The organism is Phreatobacter aquaticus (assembly GCF_005160265.1).
GTDB lineage: Bacteria > Pseudomonadota > Alphaproteobacteria > Rhizobiales > Phreatobacteraceae > Phreatobacter > Phreatobacter aquaticus.
Genome location: NZ_CP039865.1, coordinates 3,439,581 through 3,458,704, shown reverse-complemented (window position 1 = coordinate 3,458,704; position 19,124 = coordinate 3,439,581). Strand labels below are relative to the sequence as shown.

18 protein-coding genes and 2 tRNA genes are annotated in these 19,124 nt (G+C 64.8%); 7 read left to right on the top strand and 13 right to left on the bottom strand.

Annotated elements, in window-relative coordinates; translation table 11 throughout:
• Positions 1-32: 32 nt before the first annotated feature.
• Positions 33-674 carry a class I SAM-dependent methyltransferase gene (locus E8L99_RS16335; protein ID WP_137100541.1) on the bottom strand — a complete coding sequence of 214 codons (642 nt, stop codon included), beginning with the start codon at positions 672-674 and terminating at the stop codon, positions 33-35.
• Positions 675-761: 87 nt separating this feature from the next.
• Between E8L99_RS16335 and E8L99_RS16330 the strand changes: the two genes are divergently transcribed.
• Positions 762-1,664, top strand: coding sequence for a LysR family transcriptional regulator (locus tag E8L99_RS16330; RefSeq protein WP_137100540.1), 903 nt, complete (start codon positions 762-764; stop codon positions 1,662-1,664).
• 238 nt (positions 1,665-1,902) lie between these two features.
• On the opposite strand, the gene E8L99_RS16320 is transcribed toward E8L99_RS16330, so the two are convergent.
• From E8L99_RS16320 to E8L99_RS16295, 6 genes are all read right to left on the bottom strand, one after another.
• Positions 1,903-1,979: transfer RNA gene (locus E8L99_RS16320), tRNA-Arg, on the bottom strand.
• Between the two features lie 48 nt (positions 1,980-2,027).
• On the bottom strand, positions 2,028-2,333 hold the full coding sequence (locus tag E8L99_RS16315) for an ETC complex I subunit (RefSeq protein WP_137100539.1): 306 nt from the start codon (positions 2,331-2,333) through the stop codon (positions 2,028-2,030).
• Positions 2,334-2,350: 17 nt separating this feature from the next.
• Positions 2,351-2,427 (bottom strand) — tRNA-Pro (locus tag E8L99_RS16310).
• 70 nt (positions 2,428-2,497) lie between these two features.
• Entirely contained in the window at positions 2,498-2,959 is a 462-nt protein-coding gene (locus E8L99_RS16305) for a DUF192 domain-containing protein (protein ID WP_137100538.1), read from the bottom strand.
• A gap of 17 nt (positions 2,960-2,976) precedes the next feature.
• Positions 2,977-3,537, bottom strand: coding sequence for a cold-shock protein (locus tag E8L99_RS16300; RefSeq protein ID WP_252511135.1), 561 nt, complete (start codon positions 3,535-3,537; stop codon positions 2,977-2,979).
• Positions 3,538-3,741: 204 nt separating this feature from the next.
• Positions 3,742-4,524 carry an SIR2 family NAD-dependent protein deacylase gene (locus E8L99_RS16295; RefSeq protein WP_137100536.1) on the bottom strand — a complete coding sequence of 261 codons (783 nt, stop codon included), beginning with the start codon at positions 4,522-4,524 and terminating at the stop codon, positions 3,742-3,744.
• Positions 4,525-4,555: 31 nt separating this feature from the next.
• Between E8L99_RS16295 and gloA the strand changes: the two genes are divergently transcribed.
• Both gloA and E8L99_RS16285 read left to right on the top strand, forming a co-directional pair.
• Complete coding sequence (gene gloA / locus E8L99_RS16290) at positions 4,556-5,014, top strand: lactoylglutathione lyase (protein ID WP_137100535.1); 459 nt, start codon at positions 4,556-4,558, stop codon at positions 5,012-5,014.
• 4 nt (positions 5,015-5,018) lie between these two features.
• A complete protein-coding gene (locus E8L99_RS16285; protein WP_252511134.1) occupies positions 5,019-6,188 on the top strand; it encodes an aminotransferase in 1,170 nt (389 codons plus the stop codon).
• Between the two features lie 128 nt (positions 6,189-6,316).
• On the opposite strand, the gene dnaE is transcribed toward E8L99_RS16285, so the two are convergent.
• On the bottom strand, positions 6,317-9,748 hold the full coding sequence (gene dnaE, locus E8L99_RS16280) for a DNA polymerase III subunit alpha (protein WP_137100533.1): 3,432 nt from the start codon (positions 9,746-9,748) through the stop codon (positions 6,317-6,319).
• A gap of 201 nt (positions 9,749-9,949) precedes the next feature.
• Between dnaE and E8L99_RS16275 the strand changes: the two genes are divergently transcribed.
• The gene (locus E8L99_RS16275) at positions 9,950-10,435 is read left to right on the top strand and encodes an Imm50 family immunity protein (protein WP_168201699.1); all 486 of its coding nucleotides are present in this window, start codon (positions 9,950-9,952) and stop codon (positions 10,433-10,435) included.
• 597 nt (positions 10,436-11,032) lie between these two features.
• Here the strand turns inward: E8L99_RS16275 and E8L99_RS16270 are convergent.
• The 4 genes from E8L99_RS16270 to E8L99_RS16255 all read right to left on the bottom strand — a co-directional run bounded on the left by E8L99_RS16270 (position 11,033) and on the right by E8L99_RS16255 (position 15,367).
• A complete protein-coding gene (locus E8L99_RS16270; RefSeq protein WP_137100531.1) occupies positions 11,033-11,755 on the bottom strand; it encodes an ABC transporter ATP-binding protein in 723 nt (240 codons plus the stop codon).
• Complete coding sequence (locus tag E8L99_RS16265; protein ID WP_137100530.1) at positions 11,748-13,016, bottom strand: lipoprotein-releasing ABC transporter permease subunit; 1,269 nt, start codon at positions 13,014-13,016, stop codon at positions 11,748-11,750. Before E8L99_RS16265 ends, E8L99_RS16270 begins: the two co-directional genes overlap by 8 nt.
• A gap of 120 nt (positions 13,017-13,136) precedes the next feature.
• Positions 13,137-14,192: a polysaccharide deacetylase family protein gene (locus tag E8L99_RS16260; RefSeq protein WP_137100529.1), complete on the bottom strand. Its 1,056-nt coding sequence runs from the start codon at positions 14,190-14,192 to the stop codon at positions 13,137-13,139.
• Positions 14,193-14,437: 245 nt separating this feature from the next.
• Positions 14,438-15,367, bottom strand: a complete 930-nt coding sequence (locus E8L99_RS16255) for a LysR family transcriptional regulator (protein ID WP_137100528.1) — start codon at positions 15,365-15,367, stop codon at positions 14,438-14,440.
• Positions 15,368-15,585: 218 nt separating this feature from the next.
• Between E8L99_RS16255 and E8L99_RS16250 the strand changes: the two genes are divergently transcribed.
• The 3 genes from E8L99_RS16250 to E8L99_RS16240 all read left to right on the top strand — a co-directional run bounded on the left by E8L99_RS16250 (position 15,586) and on the right by E8L99_RS16240 (position 18,587).
• Positions 15,586-15,822 carry a hypothetical protein gene (locus tag E8L99_RS16250; RefSeq protein WP_137100527.1) on the top strand — a complete coding sequence of 79 codons (237 nt, stop codon included), beginning with the start codon at positions 15,586-15,588 and terminating at the stop codon, positions 15,820-15,822.
• Positions 15,812-16,861, top strand: coding sequence for a DUF2336 domain-containing protein (locus E8L99_RS16245; protein ID WP_137100526.1), 1,050 nt, complete (start codon positions 15,812-15,814; stop codon positions 16,859-16,861). Before E8L99_RS16250 ends, E8L99_RS16245 begins: the two co-directional genes overlap by 11 nt.
• A gap of 199 nt (positions 16,862-17,060) precedes the next feature.
• Positions 17,061-18,587, top strand: a complete 1,527-nt coding sequence (locus E8L99_RS16240) for a hypothetical protein (protein WP_137100525.1) — start codon at positions 17,061-17,063, stop codon at positions 18,585-18,587.
• Between the two features lie 75 nt (positions 18,588-18,662).
• Here E8L99_RS16240 and E8L99_RS16235 read toward each other — a convergent pair whose 3' ends face one another.
• Complete coding sequence (locus tag E8L99_RS16235; protein ID WP_137100524.1) at positions 18,663-19,013, bottom strand: hypothetical protein; 351 nt, start codon at positions 19,011-19,013, stop codon at positions 18,663-18,665.
• Positions 19,014-19,124 lie beyond the last annotated feature (111 nt).

Genomic DNA, 19,124 nt, shown 5'->3' with positions numbered 1-19,124 from the left:
GAGCGAAGGCGCTTACCCGTTAAGGCACCTGATCAGCCTGACTTTCGAGCGACGATAAAAATCCGAGGATCTTTGCGACCTGTCCCATGTCGCTCCCTGTCGAGGACATTGAAGCTTGCGTCAGCGATTTCGGCTTCGAGGGCTGGGGCTGCAAAAAACGATACGAATGGCGCCTGCCCGGCGAAGCGCATCAGCGGCACCACGATGCGGATCAACGGGTTCATCTCAGACAGGCAGGGGGTCTTGGAAATAAACAGCCCGCCCGGCTTAAGGAAGCGGTGGATCCGCGCAAAGGCGGCCTGCCGATCGGCAATCAGGTGCAGAAGGTTGAACGCAAGGACTGCATCGTAAGAGCCGACCAAATCGGGACCGCTTTCGGCAGCCGCAACTGTGAACTCAGCGTTCTCGCACCCCAACGCGGTGGCCTTTTCCCGCGCGATGGCGACCATCTCGGTCGAAGAATCACTTCCAACGATATGGCCAACGAACGGCGCAAGCTTAAGCGCGGTCGTGCCGGTCCCGCATCCGAGTTCGAGCACTGTGTCGGACGGGTTGAGGAAGTGTCGCGTGCGCTCGCTGGTGCGCTCGTAGCCGGGCATGTCCTTTATGTGAGTTGCCGCATATTTCCGCGCAGACCTGTCCCAGAAGCGGGTGTCATCGATAGTTCGAAGCATGATGGTCTCCTTCTGAAGACCCATGACCTAGTTCATGCATGATTTTGGGGTATTGCCGAAATTTGTACAAAGAATATACGAATTCGCATGAGCAAAATGGATTGGAATCAGGCTCGTGCTTTCTCTGCGACGGCAGCTTTCGGTTCGCTTTCGGGTGCGGCGCGCAAGCTCGGGCTGACACAGCCCACCTTATCGCGCCAGGTAGCCGCGCTGGAGGCAGCGCTCGGAACCACCCTTTTTGAGAGGATCGGCAAACGGCTCGTCTTGACTGACGCCGGCCTCAGTCTGCTTGACCATGCGCGCGCGATGTCGACAGCGGCAGAAGCGATGGCGCTGGCCGCCGCCGGCAAGTCTCAAGACATCCAGGGGCGTGTCACCATCAGCGCGACGGATGCGGTCTCGGCCTACCTTCTCCCGAGCCTGCTGGCTCGCGTTCGCGCGATGGCACCGCAGATCACACTGGTCATCGTCGCCTCGGACTCAATCAGCGACCTCAGAAAGCGCGAGGCCGACATTGCCATCCGCCACGTGCGTCCGACCGAACCTGAACTCATCGCCAGGCTGGTTGGAGAGATGACGGCCCACTTCTATGCGGCTGAAAGCTGGGTTGCCGAGAACGGGAAACCGGAAAGTGTCGCGGAACTCTGTACCCTCGAGGTACTGGGGTTCGACCCCGTTGATCAATTTTCGGGGCACTTGCGCGCCGCCGGTATACCCGTTTCGGCAGACCAATTCCGGATTGTCTCCGACAATTCCGTCGTCCTGTGGGAAATGGTGCGGCAGGGCCTCGGCATCGGCATGATGTTGCAGGAAATTGCTGAACTCATGCCAAACGTCGTCCGTTTGCTACCTGAACTGCCTGGGACATCAGTGCCCGTCTGGCTGGTGAGTCACCGCGAGTTGCACACGAGCCGGAGGGTCCGATTGGTGTTCGATCTACTGGCTGAGGAACTTAGTCGCAGCACCGCAGCGACAGCGGGTAGCGGGTAGCGGACAGACATCATCACTGCCAGGCAGATGATCTCAGGCGACGTCTTGAAATAGCGAAAATGCCGGGATTGCTTATCCGCTCCGGCTAGCGGCCCGCCCCTACGACAGCAACCCGATTTTCCTCTGACAGTGCCCGCCTGGCCGCGATAGCGACATTCACAAGACGGTTTGTGTTCACTCGGTGTTGTCTGGCGGGACCCAACGCTCCCGCCAATCAAGCATCCGTCATTGAAAATGCTGGCGATCCCGGCAGGGCTCGAACCTGCGACCAACAGCTTAGAAGGCTGTCGCTCTATCCAGCTGAGCTACGGGACCGGATAGCAGGCGCGGCAGACCGGTGCCCCCTGCCCGCGACGGAGCGGGTCAGTGAGTCCAGGCGCCGACCCGGTTGAACTTGAAATTGTCGGAATAGGCGGCGAGCCGGCGCTTCGGCTCCTCGGCCTCCGACACCTGATAGGCCAGGCCATTCTTCTCGGCATAGGCAATGGCCTCTTCCTTCGTCTCGAAGGTGAGGCGCAGCTGCTGGCGCATGTCGGTGGAGCTCGTATAGCCCATCAGCGGCTCGACCACGCGCGGCGTCTCCGGCTCGAAATCCAGGCGCCAATCGTGAGTCTTGCCCTGTCCCGACTGCATGGCGGTCTTGGCTGGCTTGTAGATACGGGCGACCAATGTGAACCCTCCGGATCTGGTCGGGGCGACTGGATTCGAACCAGCGACCTAGAGTACCCAAAACTCTCGCGCTACCAGGCTGCGCTACGCCCCGTTGGCCACGGCATAGCCGAGGCTGCGGCCAGCAGCAAGCGCGAAGCCCGGCTTGTGCCGGCCCAACCGCGTCAGCGCTGGAAATACGGGTGTTCGACCCGGTCACCCGGTGCGATGCCGAGACGCTTGGCGGTGCCGCCGATCACTTCCAGCACGCCGCGGACCGGGCCGCCGGACGAGATGGTCGCCTCCGAGAGCGGCGTGGTGTTCTCGGCGATATGGCGGATCGTGCCATCGGCACGGATGAACACCATGTCGAGGGAGATATAGGTGTTCTTCATCCACATCGAGACTTCGCTCTCGCGAGCGCCGAATTCGAACAGCATGCCCTTATCCGGAGCCAGCTCGCGGCGGAACATCAGGCCACGCGAGCGCGCTTCGGGCGTATTGGCAAGCTCGAGCGTGAACACGTGGCTCTGGCCGCCGCGGGTGACGATCGTCAGACGGTCGGAGTCGGCCGCCGACGCGGCAGGGATCGAACAGACCAGGCCACCAAGGAGAACTGCACGACGCGAAATGGGGAACGCAGTCATCGCGCCATCACCAGCTTTCAATGGGCCGCCGGGAAGGATGGACCATCCGGCCGAACCTCGGCCGCCATCAGCCCCTTGGAGCCGTCGCCGAACCGCACGAGAACCCATTGTCCGGGCCGGAGCTCGGTCAGACCGTAGCGGCGCAGGGTCTCCATGTGGACGAAGATGTCCGGCGTGCCGGGTCCGCGGGACAGGAAGCCGAAGCCGCGCAGCCGGTTGAACCATTTGACCTCGGCCCGCTCCAGCCCGCTGGTCGGCGTGACCGAGACATGGGTGCGAGGCGGCGGCATCTGCGAGGGATGGATGGCAGTCGAATCGTCCATCGACAGGATTCGGAAGGTCTGCAGGCCGCGCTGGCGGGCGGTTGCCTCGACGACGATGCGTGCGCCCTCATAGGCGGTCTGGTAGCCGTCGCGGCGCAGGCTGGTCACGTGGAGCAGCACGTCGGCGCCGCCGCCATCGGGCACGATGAACCCGTAACCCTTGGCGACGTCGAACCACTTGATCGTGCCAGCAATCTCAACGAGATCTCCGGGCACATCTTCAAGGTTCGGCTGGTCGTCGAGCCGACCGTGCATGTCGTTCTTCGTGCCGAAGCCGTCCGGATCAGAGCCGTCCGCCGCCATAACTCTCACCGCCGCTCAATCGGGACCGTTGGCCTCAGTCCCACCCCGCCTGATTCTCACTGCAGAGGATAACACCGCTCCGTGTGTGGCAAAGCCCGAAATTCCAGCGCTCCCACGGCTTTCGTGGCTTTTGGTGGATCGGTTCTTGACGCAACATCAGTGACGTAACGGAAGGTCAAGGCTGTCGGCGAGGCGCGACAGGACATCGCCGATATCGGCGGAGATGACGAGGTCGGCGATCTCATCGAGCGGCGTCGGTTCCCGGTTGATGATGACAAGCTTCGCACCGTTGCGCCTGGCCGCAACCGGCAGGCCGGCCGCCGGGTGGACCACCAGCGACGAGCCAATCGCCAGGAACAGGTCGGACGTCAGCGACCAGTCGAGCGCGCGGCGCATCTCCGCCTCCGGCATGGCCTGGCCGAACGAGATGGTCGCCGACTTCACCGGGCCGCCGCAGGCCGAACAATCCGGCGCCACGTTGCCCGCGGCCTCATAACGGGCCCGCACCCAATCCAGTTCGTAGCGGTGGCGGCATTCGAGGCAGGTCGCGTAGCTGCCATTGCCGTGCAATTCGACCAGATGCTGGTCGCCGACACCGGAATCCTGGTGCAGGTTGTCGATGTTCTGGGTGATGATGCCCGTGAGGTGGCCAGCCGCCGCCATCGCTGCGAGCACTCTGTGGCCCCTGCCCGGCAAGGCGTTGCGGAAACTCTCGTCCATGACGAACTTGCGCCGCCAGGCCTCGTTGCGCACGGCGCGATCGGCCACGAAAGCATCGAACGGGATCGGCTTGTTCTTGGTCCACAGGCCGCTGGGCGAGCGGAAATCCGGAATGCCGCTCTCGGTCGACAGACCCGCCCCGGTGAATGCCACAGCGCAGCTGGATTGCCGGACAAGGCTTGCCAGATCAGCTATTGCTGGTGTCCATTCGCCGTCCATTCCATGCCCTCAGCCTTGAGCGGAGCCAAAGATGCGCTACCTTCACACCATGGTCCGGGTGACCGATCTCGACCAGTCCATGGACTTCTACTGTAACAAGCTCGGGCTGGTTCAGGTGCGCAAGAACGATTTCGAGCAGGGCCGGTTCTCGCTGGTGTTCCTGTGCGCGCCCGAGGACAAGGAGCGCGCGGCAGCCGACATCGCCGCCGGCCGCCGTGACGCGCCGATGCTCGAATTGACCTACAACTGGGACCCGGAAACCTATACGGGCGGCCGCAATTTCGGCCATCTCGCCTATGAGGTCGACGACATCTACGCGACATGCGAGAAGCTGATGCGCTCGGGCGTCACCATCAACCGCCCGCCGCGCGACGGCCGCATGGCCTTCGTCCGTTCCCCGGACAATGTCTCGATCGAGCTGTTGCAGAAGGGCGATGCCAAGGCTGCCGCCGAGCCCTGGGCCTCGATGCCCAATACCGGGGTCTGGTGATCGCTTGCTCCAGCTCAATCCCGATCTGATCGACACCGGCACGCCCCCGATCCCGGCGGCGCGCGCCTGGATGACCCGCTACGACGGTGGCTTCGGACCGCCGATCGACTTGTCGCAGGCGGCGCCCGGCTCCGCGCCGCCGGCCGAACTGCTCAAGCGCCTCGGCGAGGCCGCCGCCCGTCCCGACATCGCCCGCTATGGCGCGATCCTCGGTGATGCCGACCTTCGCGAGAGCTATGCCGCTGAACTCTCTCATCTTTACGGTGGAGAGATCGCGTCCGCCGATGTCGCCATCACGGCGGGCTGCAACCTCGCCTTCGTGGCGGCGATCCTCGCCGTGGCTAAGGCCGGCGACAATGTCATCCTGCCGGCCCCCTGGTACTTCAACCACCAGATGACCCTGCAGATGCTGGGAATCGAGGCACGGCCGCTGATCTGCCGGCCGGAGGACCGTTTCGTGCCGGCCGTCGCCGCGGCCGAGGCGCTGATCGACGGGCGAACCCGCGCCCTCGTGCTGGTGACGCCCAACAATCCGACTGGGGCGATCTATCCCGACGGGCTGATCGCGGCCTTTGCCGGGCTTGCGCGTGCCCGAGGCGTCGCGCTGATCATCGACGAGACCTATCGCGACTTCCTCGCACCCGGTGCCAACCGCGCCCATGGCCTGTTCACCGAGGCCGGCTGGCGCGACCATGTGATCCAGCTCTACTCGTTCTCCAAGGCCTATGCCGTGCCTGGTCACCGGGTCGGTGCCATCACGGCAGGTCCCGCGCCCATGGCGCAGGTCCTGAAGGTGCTCGATAGCTTCCAGATCTGCGCGGCGAGACCCGCCCAAGGCGTGCTCGCCTGGGCGATCGGTGCGATGCAGCCCTGGCGGGCTGAGGTGCGAGCCGCGATCAACGGGCGCATCTCTGCCTTCGAAGGCGTGGTTTCCAGCTGTCCGGGCTGGGAGATATCCTCGATCGGCGCCTATTTCGCCTATGTCCGCCATCCCTTCGACGGCGTACCGGCCGAGCGGGTGGCCGAGGCGCTGGCGGCGGAACGCGGTGTGCTCGGCCTGCCCGGTTCGTATTTCGGGCCGGGCCAGGAGCGCCACCTGCGCTTTGCCTTCGCCAATGCCGATGTCGCCGCCATTTCCGGCCTGCCGGCACGCCTCTCCGGCCTCTCTGTCTGATCCGGGCGGCGAGCGGACCATGCCGGAGGCCACGCGAAATGGCGCTCCGGCAGGCCCACGGGATATCAAGGGTTTAGCCCTGATCAGGCGGAGCCATCCTGGAACAGGAGAGAGGCCTCCGTCCGGCTCTAGAGCTCCATCACGGTCATGACGCCGGGCACCGCCTTCAGCGCGCCGGCGATCTGCGGCGACACCGCGTAGCGGCCGGGAAGCTTCACCTCCACCTCGCTCAGCGCATCGGGGAGGACCAGCACGATCGAGACCTCGCCGTCGCCCTTGGTCATCAGCCGCTTGGCGACGCTCTCGACCGGCGCCGGCCCATCGACAAAGACGCGGAAGCCCTTCTGCACCTTGATGGCGGCGGCCTCCAGCGGCTCAACCGTCAAGAGCCGCACGCGGACCTCTTCGCCCTGCAGCTCCGCGCCGACCGACATGAGCACAGCCTGGCCGGGTTCGAGGAGATCGCGATAAAGGGCGAGGCCTTCCGAGAACAGCACGGCCTCGTAATGGCCGGACGGGTCCGACAGGGTGACGATGCCCATCTTGTTGCCGGTCTTGGTGCGGCGCTCCTGGCGCGAGGTGACCACGCCGGCGAGCCTGCCGGCGCTGGCGCCCTGGCGCACCGAGCGGGCAAATTCGGCGAAGGGCTCAATGCGCATGCGGCGCAGCGCCTGCTGATAATCGTCGAGCGGGTGGCCCGAGAGGAAGAAGCCGATCGCCTTGTACTCCTCGTCGAGCAGGCGCCCTGGCAGCCAGGCCTCGACCTCGGGCAGGCGCAGAGGGGCCGGGCCCGAGCCGCCGAACAATTCGTCCTGGCCAAGCGCCCTGCCCTCGGCCCGGCGCTGGGCCTCGGCCAGAACCTGGTCGACCGCGGCGAGCGCGCGCGCGCGGTTCGGCTCCAGCGCGTCGAAGGCACCGGCACAAGCGAGATTTTCCAGCGTCTTGCGATTGAGGCTGCGCGGATTGATGCGGTTCGCGAAATCGGCGAGATCGGCGAAAGGCCGGTCACCGCGCGCCGCCACGATCGCCTCGACCGCCTGGGTACCCACACCCTTCACCGCCGCCAGCGCATAGAGGATCTTGCCGTCGGCGACGTTGAACTCGACGCCCGAGCGGTTGACGCAGGGCGGCTCCACCGCGATCTTCAGGCGAACGGCCTCCCGGCGGAATTCCGACAGCTTGTCGGTGTTCGACATGTCGAGCGTCATCGACGCCGCGATGAACTCAACCGGATGGTTCGCCTTCAACCATGCCGTGTGGTAGGAAACCAGCGCATAGGCGGCTGCATGGCTCTTGTTGAAGCCGTAATCGGCAAACTTAGCCAGCAAATCAAAAATTTCGTCGGCTTTGGATTTGGTGATGCCATTGGTCACGGCGCCCGAGACGAAACGCTCGCGCTGCTGGTCCATCTCCGCCTTGATCTTCTTGCCCATGGCGCGGCGCAGAAGGTCGGCTTCGCCCAGCGAATAGCCCGACAGGATCTGGGCGGCCTGCATGACCTGTTCCTGGTAGACGATGATGCCGTGGGTCTCGGACAGCACCTGCTCCAGCAGCGGATGGGGATATTCGGCCTTTTCCAGCCCCAGCTTGCGAGCGCAATAGACCGGAATGTTGGCCATCGGGCCCGGCCGGTAGAGCGCCACCAGCGCGATGATGTCCTCGAAGCGGCTCGCCTTCATCTCGACAAGCGCCTTGCGCATGCCGACGCTTTCCACCTGGAACACGCCGACCGTCTCGCCGCGCGCCATCATGTCGTAGCTCTTGGCGTCATCGAGCGGGATGCTGGCCAGTTCCACGTCGACGTGGCGCTGCTTCAGGAGGTCGATCGCCTTCTGCATCACGGTCAGGGTCTTCAGACCCAGAAAGTCGAACTTCACCAGGCCGGCCTGTTCCACCCATTTCATATTGTACTGGGTGACCGGCATGTCGGTCTTGGGGTCTCGGTAGAGTGGCACCAGCTCGACCAGCGGCCGGTCGCCGATGACGAGACCTGCGGCATGGGTGGAGGCGTGGCGGTTCAGGCCCTCAAGCTTCACCGCAATATCGAACAGCCGGCCAACCACCGGCTCCTCCTCGCGGGCGGCCTGCAGCTTCGGCTCGCCCTCGATCGCCTTGTCGAGCGTGATCGGGGCCGCCGGGTTCTGCGGCACCAGCTTGCAGAGCTTGTCGACCTGGCCATACGGCAGTTCGAGCACGCGGCCGACGTCGCGTAGCACGCCCCTCGCCTGCAGGGTACCGAAGGTGATGATCTGGGCCACCTGGCTGCGGCCATAGCGCTCCTGGACGTAGCGGATCACCTCGTCGCGCCGGTCCTGGCAGAAGTCGATGTCGAAATCCGGCATCGAGACGCGTTCCGGATTGAGGAAGCGCTCGAACAGCAGGTTGAACCGGAGCGGGTCCAGATCGGTGACGGTCAGCGCATAGGCAACCAGCGAGCCCGCGCCCGAGCCGCGGCCGGGGCCAACCGGAATGCTCTGGGCCTTGGCCCATTTGATGAAGTCCGACACGATGAGGAAGTAGCCGGGGAACTTCATCTTCTCGATGACGCCGAGCTCGAATTCGAGCCGGTCGCGATAGGTCTGCTCGGTCAGGCCCTCGGCCGGACCATGGGCGGCGAGCCTGGCATCGAGGCCCTCGCGCGCCTGGCGGGCAAGCTCGGCGCCCTCGTCGACGGGATCGCCGCCGACCCTGGTGAAGCGCGGCAGGATGGGCTTGCGGGTGCGCGGCCGATAATGGCAGCGCCTGGCGATCTCGACCGTCGAGGCAATCGCCTCGGGCAGATCGGTAAACAGCTGGATCATCTCGGCCTGAGTCTTGAACCGGTGTTCGGGCGTCAGCTGGCGCCGCTCGGTGTCGGACAGGAGGCGCCCCGCCGCGATGGCGAGCAGGGCGTCGTGGCTCTCGTAGTCCGAGATCGATCCGAAGAAGCACTGGTTGGTGGCCACCAGCGGCAGGCCGCGTGAATAGGCCTCCTCGATCAGCGCCGGTTCCACCTGGCGTTCGCTCTCCAGGCCGTGGCGCTGCAGCTCGACATAGAGCCGATCGCTGAAGATCGCGGTCAGACGGTCGAGCCGCCCCTTGGCGAGATCGGTCTGGTTGTCGTGAAAGGCCCGGTCGATCGGCCCGCCGGGGCCGCCGGTCAACGCGATCAGGCCCTCCGCATGGGCCTCCAGAATTTGGACGGTGACGCTGGCGTCGCCGACATCGCTGGAGGTCATGAAGGCACTGGACGACAGCGCCATGAGATTGCGGTAGCCGGCCTCCGTCGCGGCGATGACAGCGATGCGCGGCTTGATACCGGCAAGGTTCGGCCGGCGCGGATCGACCTCGCGGTCGGCGAAGTCGACGCCAAGGGTCAGGCCGACCAGCGGCTGGATGCCGTAGCCGGCGACCTTGTCGGAGAATTCGAGGGCCGCGAACAGATTGTTGGTGTCGGTGACGGCCAGCGCCGGCATCCGGTCGTGGGAGGCGAGCTTGGTCAGCTTGGCAATCGACAGCGCGCCCTCGAGCAGCGAGAACGACGAATGGACACGCAAGTGGACGAAATTCTGCTCGGCCAAGGCCTTGGGTCTCGCTGTACTGTGGTGTGAGTCTGCCTCTCGCTTCACTCTTGCCCGCTACCGGAGCGGCGGGCAATGCGGATTGCGCGCTGGCCATGCGCGATACACAATCCAGTCTCGCGCTTGCTGCCACAGGCTCATGCCAGGCCAGCGGGCGGGTCTTCGACAGCGCGCTTCTCGGTCTTGCCGGAACCAGTTCCGATGTCCTTCGATCCCGCCATCATCCTTCATCATGATCGGCTGACCCGGCACTTCAGCGGCTGGCCATCGTTCCACGACGCCGAAGTGATCGATATCCATCTGTGGCGCGGGCAGATCGCGCCTGGCGACTGGGACGATTCCAACATCATGCCTGTCGCGACCGTCACGATCCGCGTGCTGCGCGCGACCCAGGAGGTCTGGCAAGGGCCGGACGTGCTGGCGGTGCTCCGCTTCCATGACGTGGATGCCATCCATCTCGACGACTTCAACCACGACAACATGATCGTCTCGCTGACGATCACCACCGAGGAACGCGGCACCTTCACTTCGGGCGAACCGCTGCCGCCACACCGCGTCGTGACCTTTGATCGCGGCTTCGGCCTCAGCGCGCGGCTTCGTTGCATGAGCATCGAGGTCGTATCGGCAGAGCCCGTTGGACCGGGTCCCCTGCCCGGCCCGCCCTATCCCAAGCCTCAGAGCCCCTGAAAGGCCTGCGCCCATACGGCCACCATGCCGGTGAAAAGCCCGAGTGCCACCAGAGCTGCTGCGTCTTCGATCATCGTGCGGATCATGGGTCTCTCCCTCGTCCTGTTGTGACGTGACTGCGTTGACCCAGGGAGCATGTACCGGTTTTGTTCTCATGACAAGCAATGAGAACAAACGAGCAACAGAGAGAGTCAACAAAAGCTGAACACAGCGGAAAATGGCGCAATGGCGCCAGTTGTGAGGCCCCGTCCGACGACAAGCGCGGCAACCGGCCTTCGTCTGGAGACCAACACTCTCTGTCGTCATGCCCGGGCCTGTCCCGGGCATCCACGACTTTGGCATCCCAAGAGCAGAAGGTAGACGTGGATGCCCGCCACAAGGGCGGGCATGACGTGGTTGCCTTGCGGGATGCCCCCGGGACGCTTGCCACACGCACACCCTCATGCCTCGGGCGCGAGGGCGATAGTCCGGGCCTCGAAGGATAGGCCACGAGGCCAAGAGGTCCTTCGAGACTCGCCTCCGGCGAGCACCTCAGGATGAGGGTGGAGAGGAAGCGCTATCCCAGAGAGATCCAAAAGCTCGCGGCTGAACGCCCCCCTAAAGCTCCACCACCAGCCCGTCGCGGATGGTCACGCGCCGATCCATCCGGCCGGCGAGTTCCATGTTGTGGGTGGCGATGACCGCCGCGAGCCTGGACGCCCGGACCAACTGGCCGAGCGCGGAGAACACGTGGTCGGCGGTCTTGGGGTCGAGATTGCCGGTGGGCTCGTCCGCCATCAGGATGCGCGGAGCGTTGGCGACGGCACGCGCGATGGCGACCCGCTGCTGCTCGCCGCCCGACAGTTCCGAGGGCCGGTGCGACAGGCGCTCGCCAAGTCCGAGATAGCCGAGGAGCTCGCTGGCATTGTTGCGGGCGACCTTTTTCGACAGGCCGCGGATCATCTGCGGGAGGACGACATTCTCCAGCGCGGAGAATTCCGGCAGCAGGTGATGGAACTGATAGACGAAGCCGATATCGATGCGGCGGATGCGGGTGCGCTCGGAATCCGACAGTTTGGACGTGGCGCGCCCGCCAATATAGACCTCGCCGCCATCCGGGGCTTCGAGCAGGCCGGCGAGATGCAGCAGGGTCGACTTGCCTGTGCCAGAGGGCGCGATGAGCGCGACGCTTTCGCCGGGCCAGACCGCGAGCTCGGCCCCTTTCAGGATTTCCAGCGGCGCGCCGGCTTCCGAATAGCGGCGCTCGACGGCATGGAGCCAGAGCACCGGCGCTTCGCGCTCGCCCGTTCCGGCCGGCTTTTCGATTGCGGCTTCACTCATAGCGCAGGGCCTCCACCGGATCGAGGCGCGCGGCGCGCCAGGAGGGATAGAGCGTTGCGAGCAGCGACAGGGTGAGCGCCATGAACAGCACGGTGAGCGTCTCGCCGGTCGACATATCGGCGGGGATCTGGGTGAGGAAGCGCACGGTGGGGTCCCACAGCGTGGTGCCGGTGACCCAGGAGACGAATTCCTGGATCTTCTCGATATTGAGGCAGACCAGCACGCCGAGGGCGAAGCCGGCGAGCGTGCCGACCACGCCGATGGACGCGCCGGTGATCAGGAAGATCCGCATGATCGCGCCGCGCGTCGCCCCCATGGTGCGCAGGATGGCGATGTCGCGGCCCTTGTCCTTCACCAGCATGATCAGACCCGAAATGATGTTCAGCGTCGCCACCAGCACGATCAGCGTCAGGATCATGAACATGACATTGCGCTCCACCTGGAGGGCGGAGAAGAACGAGGCATTGCGCTGGCGCCAGTCGACGATGAACACGGGCCGCTCGACCTTCTCGGAGACCAGGCGCCGGTACTGATCGATGCGGTCCGGATTGTCGGTATAGACCTCGATGGAGGAGGCATCGCCCTCGCGATTGAAATAGGCCTGCGCCTCGGTGAACGGCATGAACACGAAGGCGGAGTCATATTCCGTCATGCCGACCTCGAAGATCGCCACGATCGGATAGGCCTTGATGCGCGGCGTCATGCCCATCGGTGTCGGCGTGCCGCGCGGTGAGACGAGCGTCAGCGAGTCGCCGAGCCGGAGCGACAATTGCGCCGCCAGCCGCTGTCCCACCATGACGCCCTCGATCGTGTCGAAATCGTCGATGCCGCCCTGCTTGATATTGCCGGCGATCAGCGGCAGGCGGCGAATGTCCTCGGCGCGCATGCCGCGCACGATGGCGCCGCCCGCATTGAACGGCGATGAGGCCAGCGCCTGGCCCTCGACCACCGGGGCTGCCAGCCGGATGCCCGGCACGCGCATCAGCCGGGCGGCAACATCGGAGAAATCGGTGAGCGGGGTATCGATCGGCTGCAGCACCATATGCCCCTGGACACCCAGGATCTTGCCGAGCAGTTCCTTGCGGAAGCCATTCATCACCGCCATCACGATGATGAGGGTGGCCACCCCCAGCATGATGCCGATGAAGGAGAAGCCGGCAATCACCGAGATGAATCCCTCCTTCCGCCGCGCGCGCAGATAGCGCAGCGACAGCATCCATTCGAAGGCGGAGAAGGGTTTGGTTCCGGTCGGGTCAGACATCAGGCTGAAAGGGCTTTCGGCGGCCGCGGAGCGCGGACCGTCATCCCACAAACTATCTGATTCAGGCTCAATCGCGACGGCCTCGCGGCGGATTTTGCTGTTGTCCCCGAAAAGCGCCGATCAGGCAGCGTTCACCCGGCGGAACCGGTTGAAAAAGGCGAAGGGCGCGCCGGAAAGCAGCACGTCCAGATAGCGCAGCGACTGGAATTCGCCGTTGAGGGATACACGCGGCAGGGCTGTCAAATGGTCGCGGTGCTCGGGGAAGATGAGGCCGGGACGCGTGGTGACGGCCGAGCGGAAGCCGCATTCGGCGGCCATCTGGAAGTCGCGCGGGCCGGCCGAGGTCGGGTCGCCCACCGGATAGGCGAAATGGCTGACCTCTCGGCCGAGCTCGCTGGTGATCCGATCCTTCGAGCCCAGCATCTCGGCGCGCGCGGTGTCGCAGTCGAATTTCGCCAGCATGTAATGGTTGACCGTATGGGCGCCTATGGTGACCAGCGGATCGCTGGCTAGCGCCCTCACCTCGTCCCAGGTCATGCACAGCCGGCGGCAGGTGTCGCGGAAATCGAGCCCGTGGCGCGCGGCGAGATCGCGGACATAGGCGCGCAATTCGGTTTCGGGCAGCGAGCGCAGCCACCAATAGATCTCGCGCCAGGCCTCGCGCTTCAGCGCCGGGGTCGAACAGTCGAAATGGACGGTGCGGCCGGCAATCTGCGCCGTCACCGAGCGCTGGGTGCGGATCGTGTCCTCCAGCACCAGCCACCAGAGCTCGCCCTCCTGGTCGATGAAGGCGGTGGGCAGATAGAGCGTGAACGGCACGCCGTGGCGCTTCAGGATCGGCCAGGCATAGTCGGCATTGTCGCGGTAGCCGTCGTCGAAGGTGAAGCAGACGAACGGCCGGATGTCACCGCCCCCGGCCAGCCGGTCGCAGGCCTGGTCGAGCGACAGGGTCTCGAAGCCTTGCGCCCTGACACGCTCGATGACGCTTTCGAGATAATCGGGGGTGACTTCCAGCAGCCGGTTCGGTGCGAACTCGCGCGGCTCGGCCGGGCGCACGTGATGCAGCATGAGGATCGCGCCGACGCCGCCGAACACGGGCCGCAGCGCACGATGCGCCCCCGTGAACCAGAGCGTTTCCAGCCCCGCCTTGTAGACGGATGTCTTCAAAGCCCGCATTGACCCCAACATGATCAGGGGGCCGGCGCCATCCGCGGCGCGCTCCCTTGCAGGCACCATGAGGCGTGAGTGTTGAGAATTGGTGAGGAGATCCGTTGAGCAATAGATGCGCCGGTCAGAGGTCAAAGACTGTGACACCAGGCTGCCTACTGGAAAAACAAAGGTCATCTGCTTCATTTGCCCGATTGACCGACAATATTCCCTGATGATGCGCCAAGCCGGAATGTTGACGTAACGCGGCGATCTCAGACGAGCGCTGCGACCTGCCCATGGCCGCCGGACGGGCGGTCGGCGAGGAAATCCATCAGGGTGGTGACCGCCGGAGATACCAGGGCGCGCGGGCTGTAGGCGACGATGCGCATGGGCATGGACCAGGTTTCGTCACCGGCGAGACGCAGACGCCCGGCTGCGACAGCGTCGGCAGCGGTCGATTCCGGCAGCCAGGCGATGCCGTGACCTGCAACCGCCATGCGGAGCAGGACCTCGGCGGCATCCGCCTCGCAGATCGTCTGCATCCGGGCCTGACGGGCGGCGAGGATGGCGTCGACCAGACGCCCGAGAAAACTGCAGCTCGGGTAGCGGACGAGAGCGGAAGGCCCGCGGGCCTTGCCCGCCAGAACCAGATGGCGCTCGTTCGACCGGCTCGAGACATAGGGCCGCAGCCATTCCAGGCCGAGATCCACCTGACGATAATGCGCGGGGTCGAGATGGAGCGGATGATCGGCATGGTCGAACGAGATGAGAATGTCCGACCGGCGCGTCACGTGATGGGCCCGCATCTCGTTGATGGAACCGGACACTACGCGGCATGACCGCGCGCCGCTGGCGACCGACCACACCGTCCACCATTGGGGGAAGCGCGCCAAGGCAAGGGAATGGGGCAGCGAGAAGCTGATCATCGCCCGGCCGTCATCAGACGGGGTGCCGCTGAGGGCGCCGCGCGCCACCATCACCTGGCGGATGATGGCATCGGCTGCATCGACGAAGCGTTCGCCGGCATCGGTCAGGCGAACGGGATGGGCCGAGCGATCGATCAGGCTGGTGCCAAGCCAGGCTTCCAGGGATTGGATGCGACGGCTGAAGGCAGGCTGCGAGCTGTTGCGGCGCTCGGCCGCCAACCGGAAATTGCGAATGTCGGCCAGAGCCAGGAAGTCGTGAAGCCAGCGAAAGTCCATGGGATTCCCTGCATAAACCGCGGCGTCCACATCCCCACCTCGTTCAGCGGCGGATATGACGCAAGGTGACCTAATGCATATCGGCCATCATCGGGCGCCACCTGTTAATGCAAAGATTGCATTATGATCTTCCAGAATACTGATATGCATTAAGCACAGCAACCAACGACTGTGTTTGCGCTTTTTATGCTTCCTGCCGTTCATCACGGATTGACAATATGCCCGCCTCGCGCGGCGCTCACCTGTCCATTGCTCGAATGCCCGACATGATTGCCAAGACCATCATGATTAATGCCCGTTCTCCCGCCAGGGTGCATCGGCTCAATCCACCATCAGGATTAACGGCCATTACCGCAGCCCTGACCGCCAAGCCGGACAATTTTCAACAAATCTGGGCCAGTTTCGCCCCGATTTTGATGGCTAGCCCCGGGGATCTGCCTTTCTATGCTCGATGATCTGAAGCACCTTGCAACCGAACGGGAGCCGGACAAGCGGCTGGCACTGCTGCGCAGCATCACGGACCTCTATCTGGACCAGGTGACGCCGCCCTCCGATTCCGAGGAATACCTGTTCGGCGAGATCGTCACCCGCGTGCTTCGCGACATGCCGGACGACCATCGCGTGTCCTATTCGGAGCGCATCGCCCCCAGCAGCCGCGCGCCGGTCAATGTGCTCGGCACGCTCGCCCATGATCCCCAGATCGCTGTCGCCGGGCCTGTGCTCAGCCAGTCGCCGATCCTGCCGCATGTCCAGCTCGCGGAAGTGGCCAGCACCGGCTCGGATGATCATCTGCAGGCCATCGTCCGCCGTGCAAGCCTGCCGGCATCGCTCACCGACATCCTGATCCAGCGGGGCAGCCGAATCGTCCGTCACGGCGTCACCGGTCACCCGCGCGCCGAGATCTCCCGGGATTCGATGTCGACCTTGATCGGGCTTGCCCGTTACGACGTCACGCTGGGCGCCCTTCTGGTCGATCGGCCAGACCTGTCACCGGAGGCCGCACGCAAGCTGGCGCCGCTCGTCTCGGAAGCGCTGGCCTTGCAACTGTCGCTCCGCCAGGCCCGCTCGCCCACACGCCCGCAGCCCACCTTCGAGCACCAGACCGCCAAGCGCATCGCGGATAACCTCGAGGCGGAAGAGATCCTTGCGGCGATTGGCACCGCGACGATCGCGCTGGGCGATGCATTGGCGCGACTTTGCGACCAGAAGCGGATCTTCGACGTCGCGCTGGTGATCGGCAAAGCATCCGGTTTCCAGGCCGCCTTCGTCCTGCAGACCCTGGTGTCCAAGGACATCAATCTCATCATGGTGCTGCTGCGCTCGCTTGAACTGGACTACAGCGTGCTGGAAGGCGTTCTCATCCTGCGGGCCGATCGCCGATGCGAGCCGTTGAACATTCCGGCCGATCTGGCGGATCGCTATGACGCGATCGAACTGGCGGAAGCGCAACGCGCCTTGCGATTTCTCAAGGTGCGCATGACGACGCGCTTCTGAGCGCTGGCAGGCTGCTGGAGAAGCGCGGACCGCAGGGTCACCATCTTCTCGTCCATGCGCGCCCTGCCCCGCTGAAGCCGCATCAGACCTGCCCATCCGGCCGACTGGACATCGACGCCCGCGCAGGCTATCGCCGAACGCCCCGCAGGGCATCCAACGTCATGCCGCGGTCACGGCGGCATCACACTGGAATACCGGCATGCAGAAAGCCATTCGATACTTGCGGGACAATCCGGTTTTTTCGGTTTTCTTGCTGGCTGCCCTCGTCTCACGCCTGGTTTTCTGGCTCTATACAGGCCGCACCTGGGAAGACGCGCTGATTACGCTGACCTCGGCACGCAATGCCTGGGAGGGTTACGGTCTCACCCATCACATCAGCGAGCCGCGCGTCCAATCCTTCACCTCGGCGGCCAGCATCCTGGCGCCGCTGATCGGCGAGGCGGTGGGCCAGGGGCTCGCCTTCCAGAAACTGGTGAGCCTGTTCGCCGTTATCCCGGCGCTCTATTACGCCAATGAGATCGGCCGGCGGCTGGGCTTCTCCACCGGTGCGCTGATCATGGTGCTCGGCTATCTCGCACTCGACCAGCACCACATCTTCTTCGGCATGGCCGGCATGGAGACGCAGGTGGTCGTCGCCGTGGCGCTGGCCAATGCCCATTATCTGCTGGCGTCCCGCTGGTGGCGGCTGGGCTTTGCCAGCGGCGCCGGAATGCTGTGCCGGCCGGAATTCGTCTTCTGGCTGCCGATCGTCGGGCTCACCGTGCTGCTGATCGACTGGCGGCAGGTGCCGAAGGTGGTGCTCGGAACGTTGCTGGTCGGCGGGCCATGGTTCCTGTTCGCGACGCTCTATTACGGCTCGCCGGTTCCCCACACGATCGTCGCCAAGAGCCAGTCGTTCCAGATCGTCACCGGCAGTTTCGGCTGGCTCGCCCCGCTCGAATACGTGCTGCAATGGTGGCGCCATTTCGCGCCGTTCTGGCAGATGACCTTCATCGACAAGGCGCCGCTGCCCGATTATGTGCTGCTGCCCATCGTGAGCGTGGTGATCGTGCTCTGCCTCATGGGTCTGGTGCGCGCCGCGCGTGAAGACAAGCGCGTGCTGGCCATCGCCGGCTTCGGGATTGTGTTCCTCATCTATCGGGCAAGCGCTCTCGTGCCGGCCTATTACATGTGGTACCTGCCGCCATTCACGGCGATTGGTGCCGTCATGGCCGGCTATGGCGCGTCCTGGCTCAGCCAGCGGACCAGCCTGGTGCTTGGTTCGGCGCTGGCCTTTGCCTATGCCATGCATATCCCCTTCTCGTTTCCCATCGAGAAGGAATGGCAGACGCAGATCGAGGACAGCGTGCGCACGCCCATCGGCCTTGCCCTGAACGAGATGATGGGGCCGAACAACACCGTCAGCCTTGAGCCGCTCGGCTATATCGGCTGGTTTGCCCGCAACAAGACGACCTATGATTTTCCGGGCCTCGGCTCGCCGATAGCGGTGGCAGCCCAGCGCGGCATGAAGCCGACCGGCACGCTGGAGGGCATCGTGGATGCGCTCAGGCCGACCTATGTGGTGATGCGACCAGCCGAACTGACGCTGCTGGCCGAACGGTTTCCGCAGGCGCTCGCCGCCTACGCGGAGATCCGGCGCTTCGGCGGGCCGAAGCCGCCGCTCAGCCGCTGGGGCCTCCATTACAGCACCGGCGACAACCTGTTCATCCTTCTGAAGCGGCGATAACGCCGACTCCGAGCACAAAAAACCCGGCCCTGTCGCCAGGGCCGGGTTGATGGGTCGGGCCAGTCGGCCCTCGCCTCACTCGGTGGCGAAGCGGCCGCTCGGGGTGACCGTGACGGTCGAGACCTGGCAGAGGTCGACGCCGCGCGTCTCGCGGCGCTGGCCATTGGCGAACACGACGCGGATGTCAAACTCGCAAGCGCGCGTGCCGCGCGGGAAGGTGATGTTGCGGCGGGTGCCCGACGGCATCACGCCGTCGCCCAGGATGTCGCGGCCCCAGCTGTCACGATTGGACGCGCTGACATAGACCTCGTCGATCTGAGCGCCCGAGCGGTTGACCATCGCGAAATTCTGCTGGGCCTGGGCATGGGCCTCGACGGAGGCAAAGAGAGAGGCTGCCGCGAAGGCCGCCAGAGCAAGGGAACGCATTGAATCGTCCTTAAGGGAACCGTCTGGCGCCGGCGGTGCTGAAGAGCGACGGTATGACTGATCGGTGCACAGCGCGGGCGGACAGTGAGTGGCCGCCAACCTTACGTCAAT

Coding starts and splice junctions, on each gene's coding strand:
- E8L99_RS16335 (WP_137100541.1), bottom strand. CDS start 674: ATGCTTCGAACTATCGATGACACCCGCTTCTGGGACAGGTCTGCGCGG.
- E8L99_RS16330 (WP_137100540.1), top strand. CDS start 762: ATGAGCAAAATGGATTGGAATCAGGCTCGTGCTTTCTCTGCGACGGCA.
- E8L99_RS16305 (WP_137100538.1), bottom strand. CDS start 2,959: ATGACTGCGTTCCCCATTTCGCGTCGTGCAGTTCTCCTTGGTGGCCTG.
- E8L99_RS16300 (WP_252511135.1), bottom strand. CDS start 3,537: ATGCACGGTCGGCTCGACGACCAGCCGAACCTTGAAGATGTGCCCGGA.
- E8L99_RS16295 (WP_137100536.1), bottom strand. CDS start 4,524: ATGGACGGCGAATGGACACCAGCAATAGCTGATCTGGCAAGCCTTGTC.
- gloA (WP_137100535.1), top strand. CDS start 4,556: ATGCGCTACCTTCACACCATGGTCCGGGTGACCGATCTCGACCAGTCC.
- E8L99_RS16275 (WP_168201699.1), top strand. CDS start 9,950: ATGTCCTTCGATCCCGCCATCATCCTTCATCATGATCGGCTGACCCGG.
- E8L99_RS16270 (WP_137100531.1), bottom strand. CDS start 11,755: ATGAGTGAAGCCGCAATCGAAAAGCCGGCCGGAACGGGCGAGCGCGAA.
- E8L99_RS16265 (WP_137100530.1), bottom strand. CDS start 13,016: ATGTCTGACCCGACCGGAACCAAACCCTTCTCCGCCTTCGAATGGATG.
- E8L99_RS16260 (WP_137100529.1), bottom strand. CDS start 14,192: ATGCGGGCTTTGAAGACATCCGTCTACAAGGCGGGGCTGGAAACGCTC.
- E8L99_RS16255 (WP_137100528.1), bottom strand. CDS start 15,367: ATGGACTTTCGCTGGCTTCACGACTTCCTGGCTCTGGCCGACATTCGC.
- E8L99_RS16250 (WP_137100527.1), top strand. CDS start 15,586: ATGCCCGCCTCGCGCGGCGCTCACCTGTCCATTGCTCGAATGCCCGAC.
- E8L99_RS16245 (WP_137100526.1), top strand. CDS start 15,812: ATGCTCGATGATCTGAAGCACCTTGCAACCGAACGGGAGCCGGACAAG.
- E8L99_RS16240 (WP_137100525.1), top strand. CDS start 17,061: ATGCAGAAAGCCATTCGATACTTGCGGGACAATCCGGTTTTTTCGGTT.
- E8L99_RS16235 (WP_137100524.1), bottom strand. CDS start 19,013: ATGCGTTCCCTTGCTCTGGCGGCCTTCGCGGCAGCCTCTCTCTTTGCC.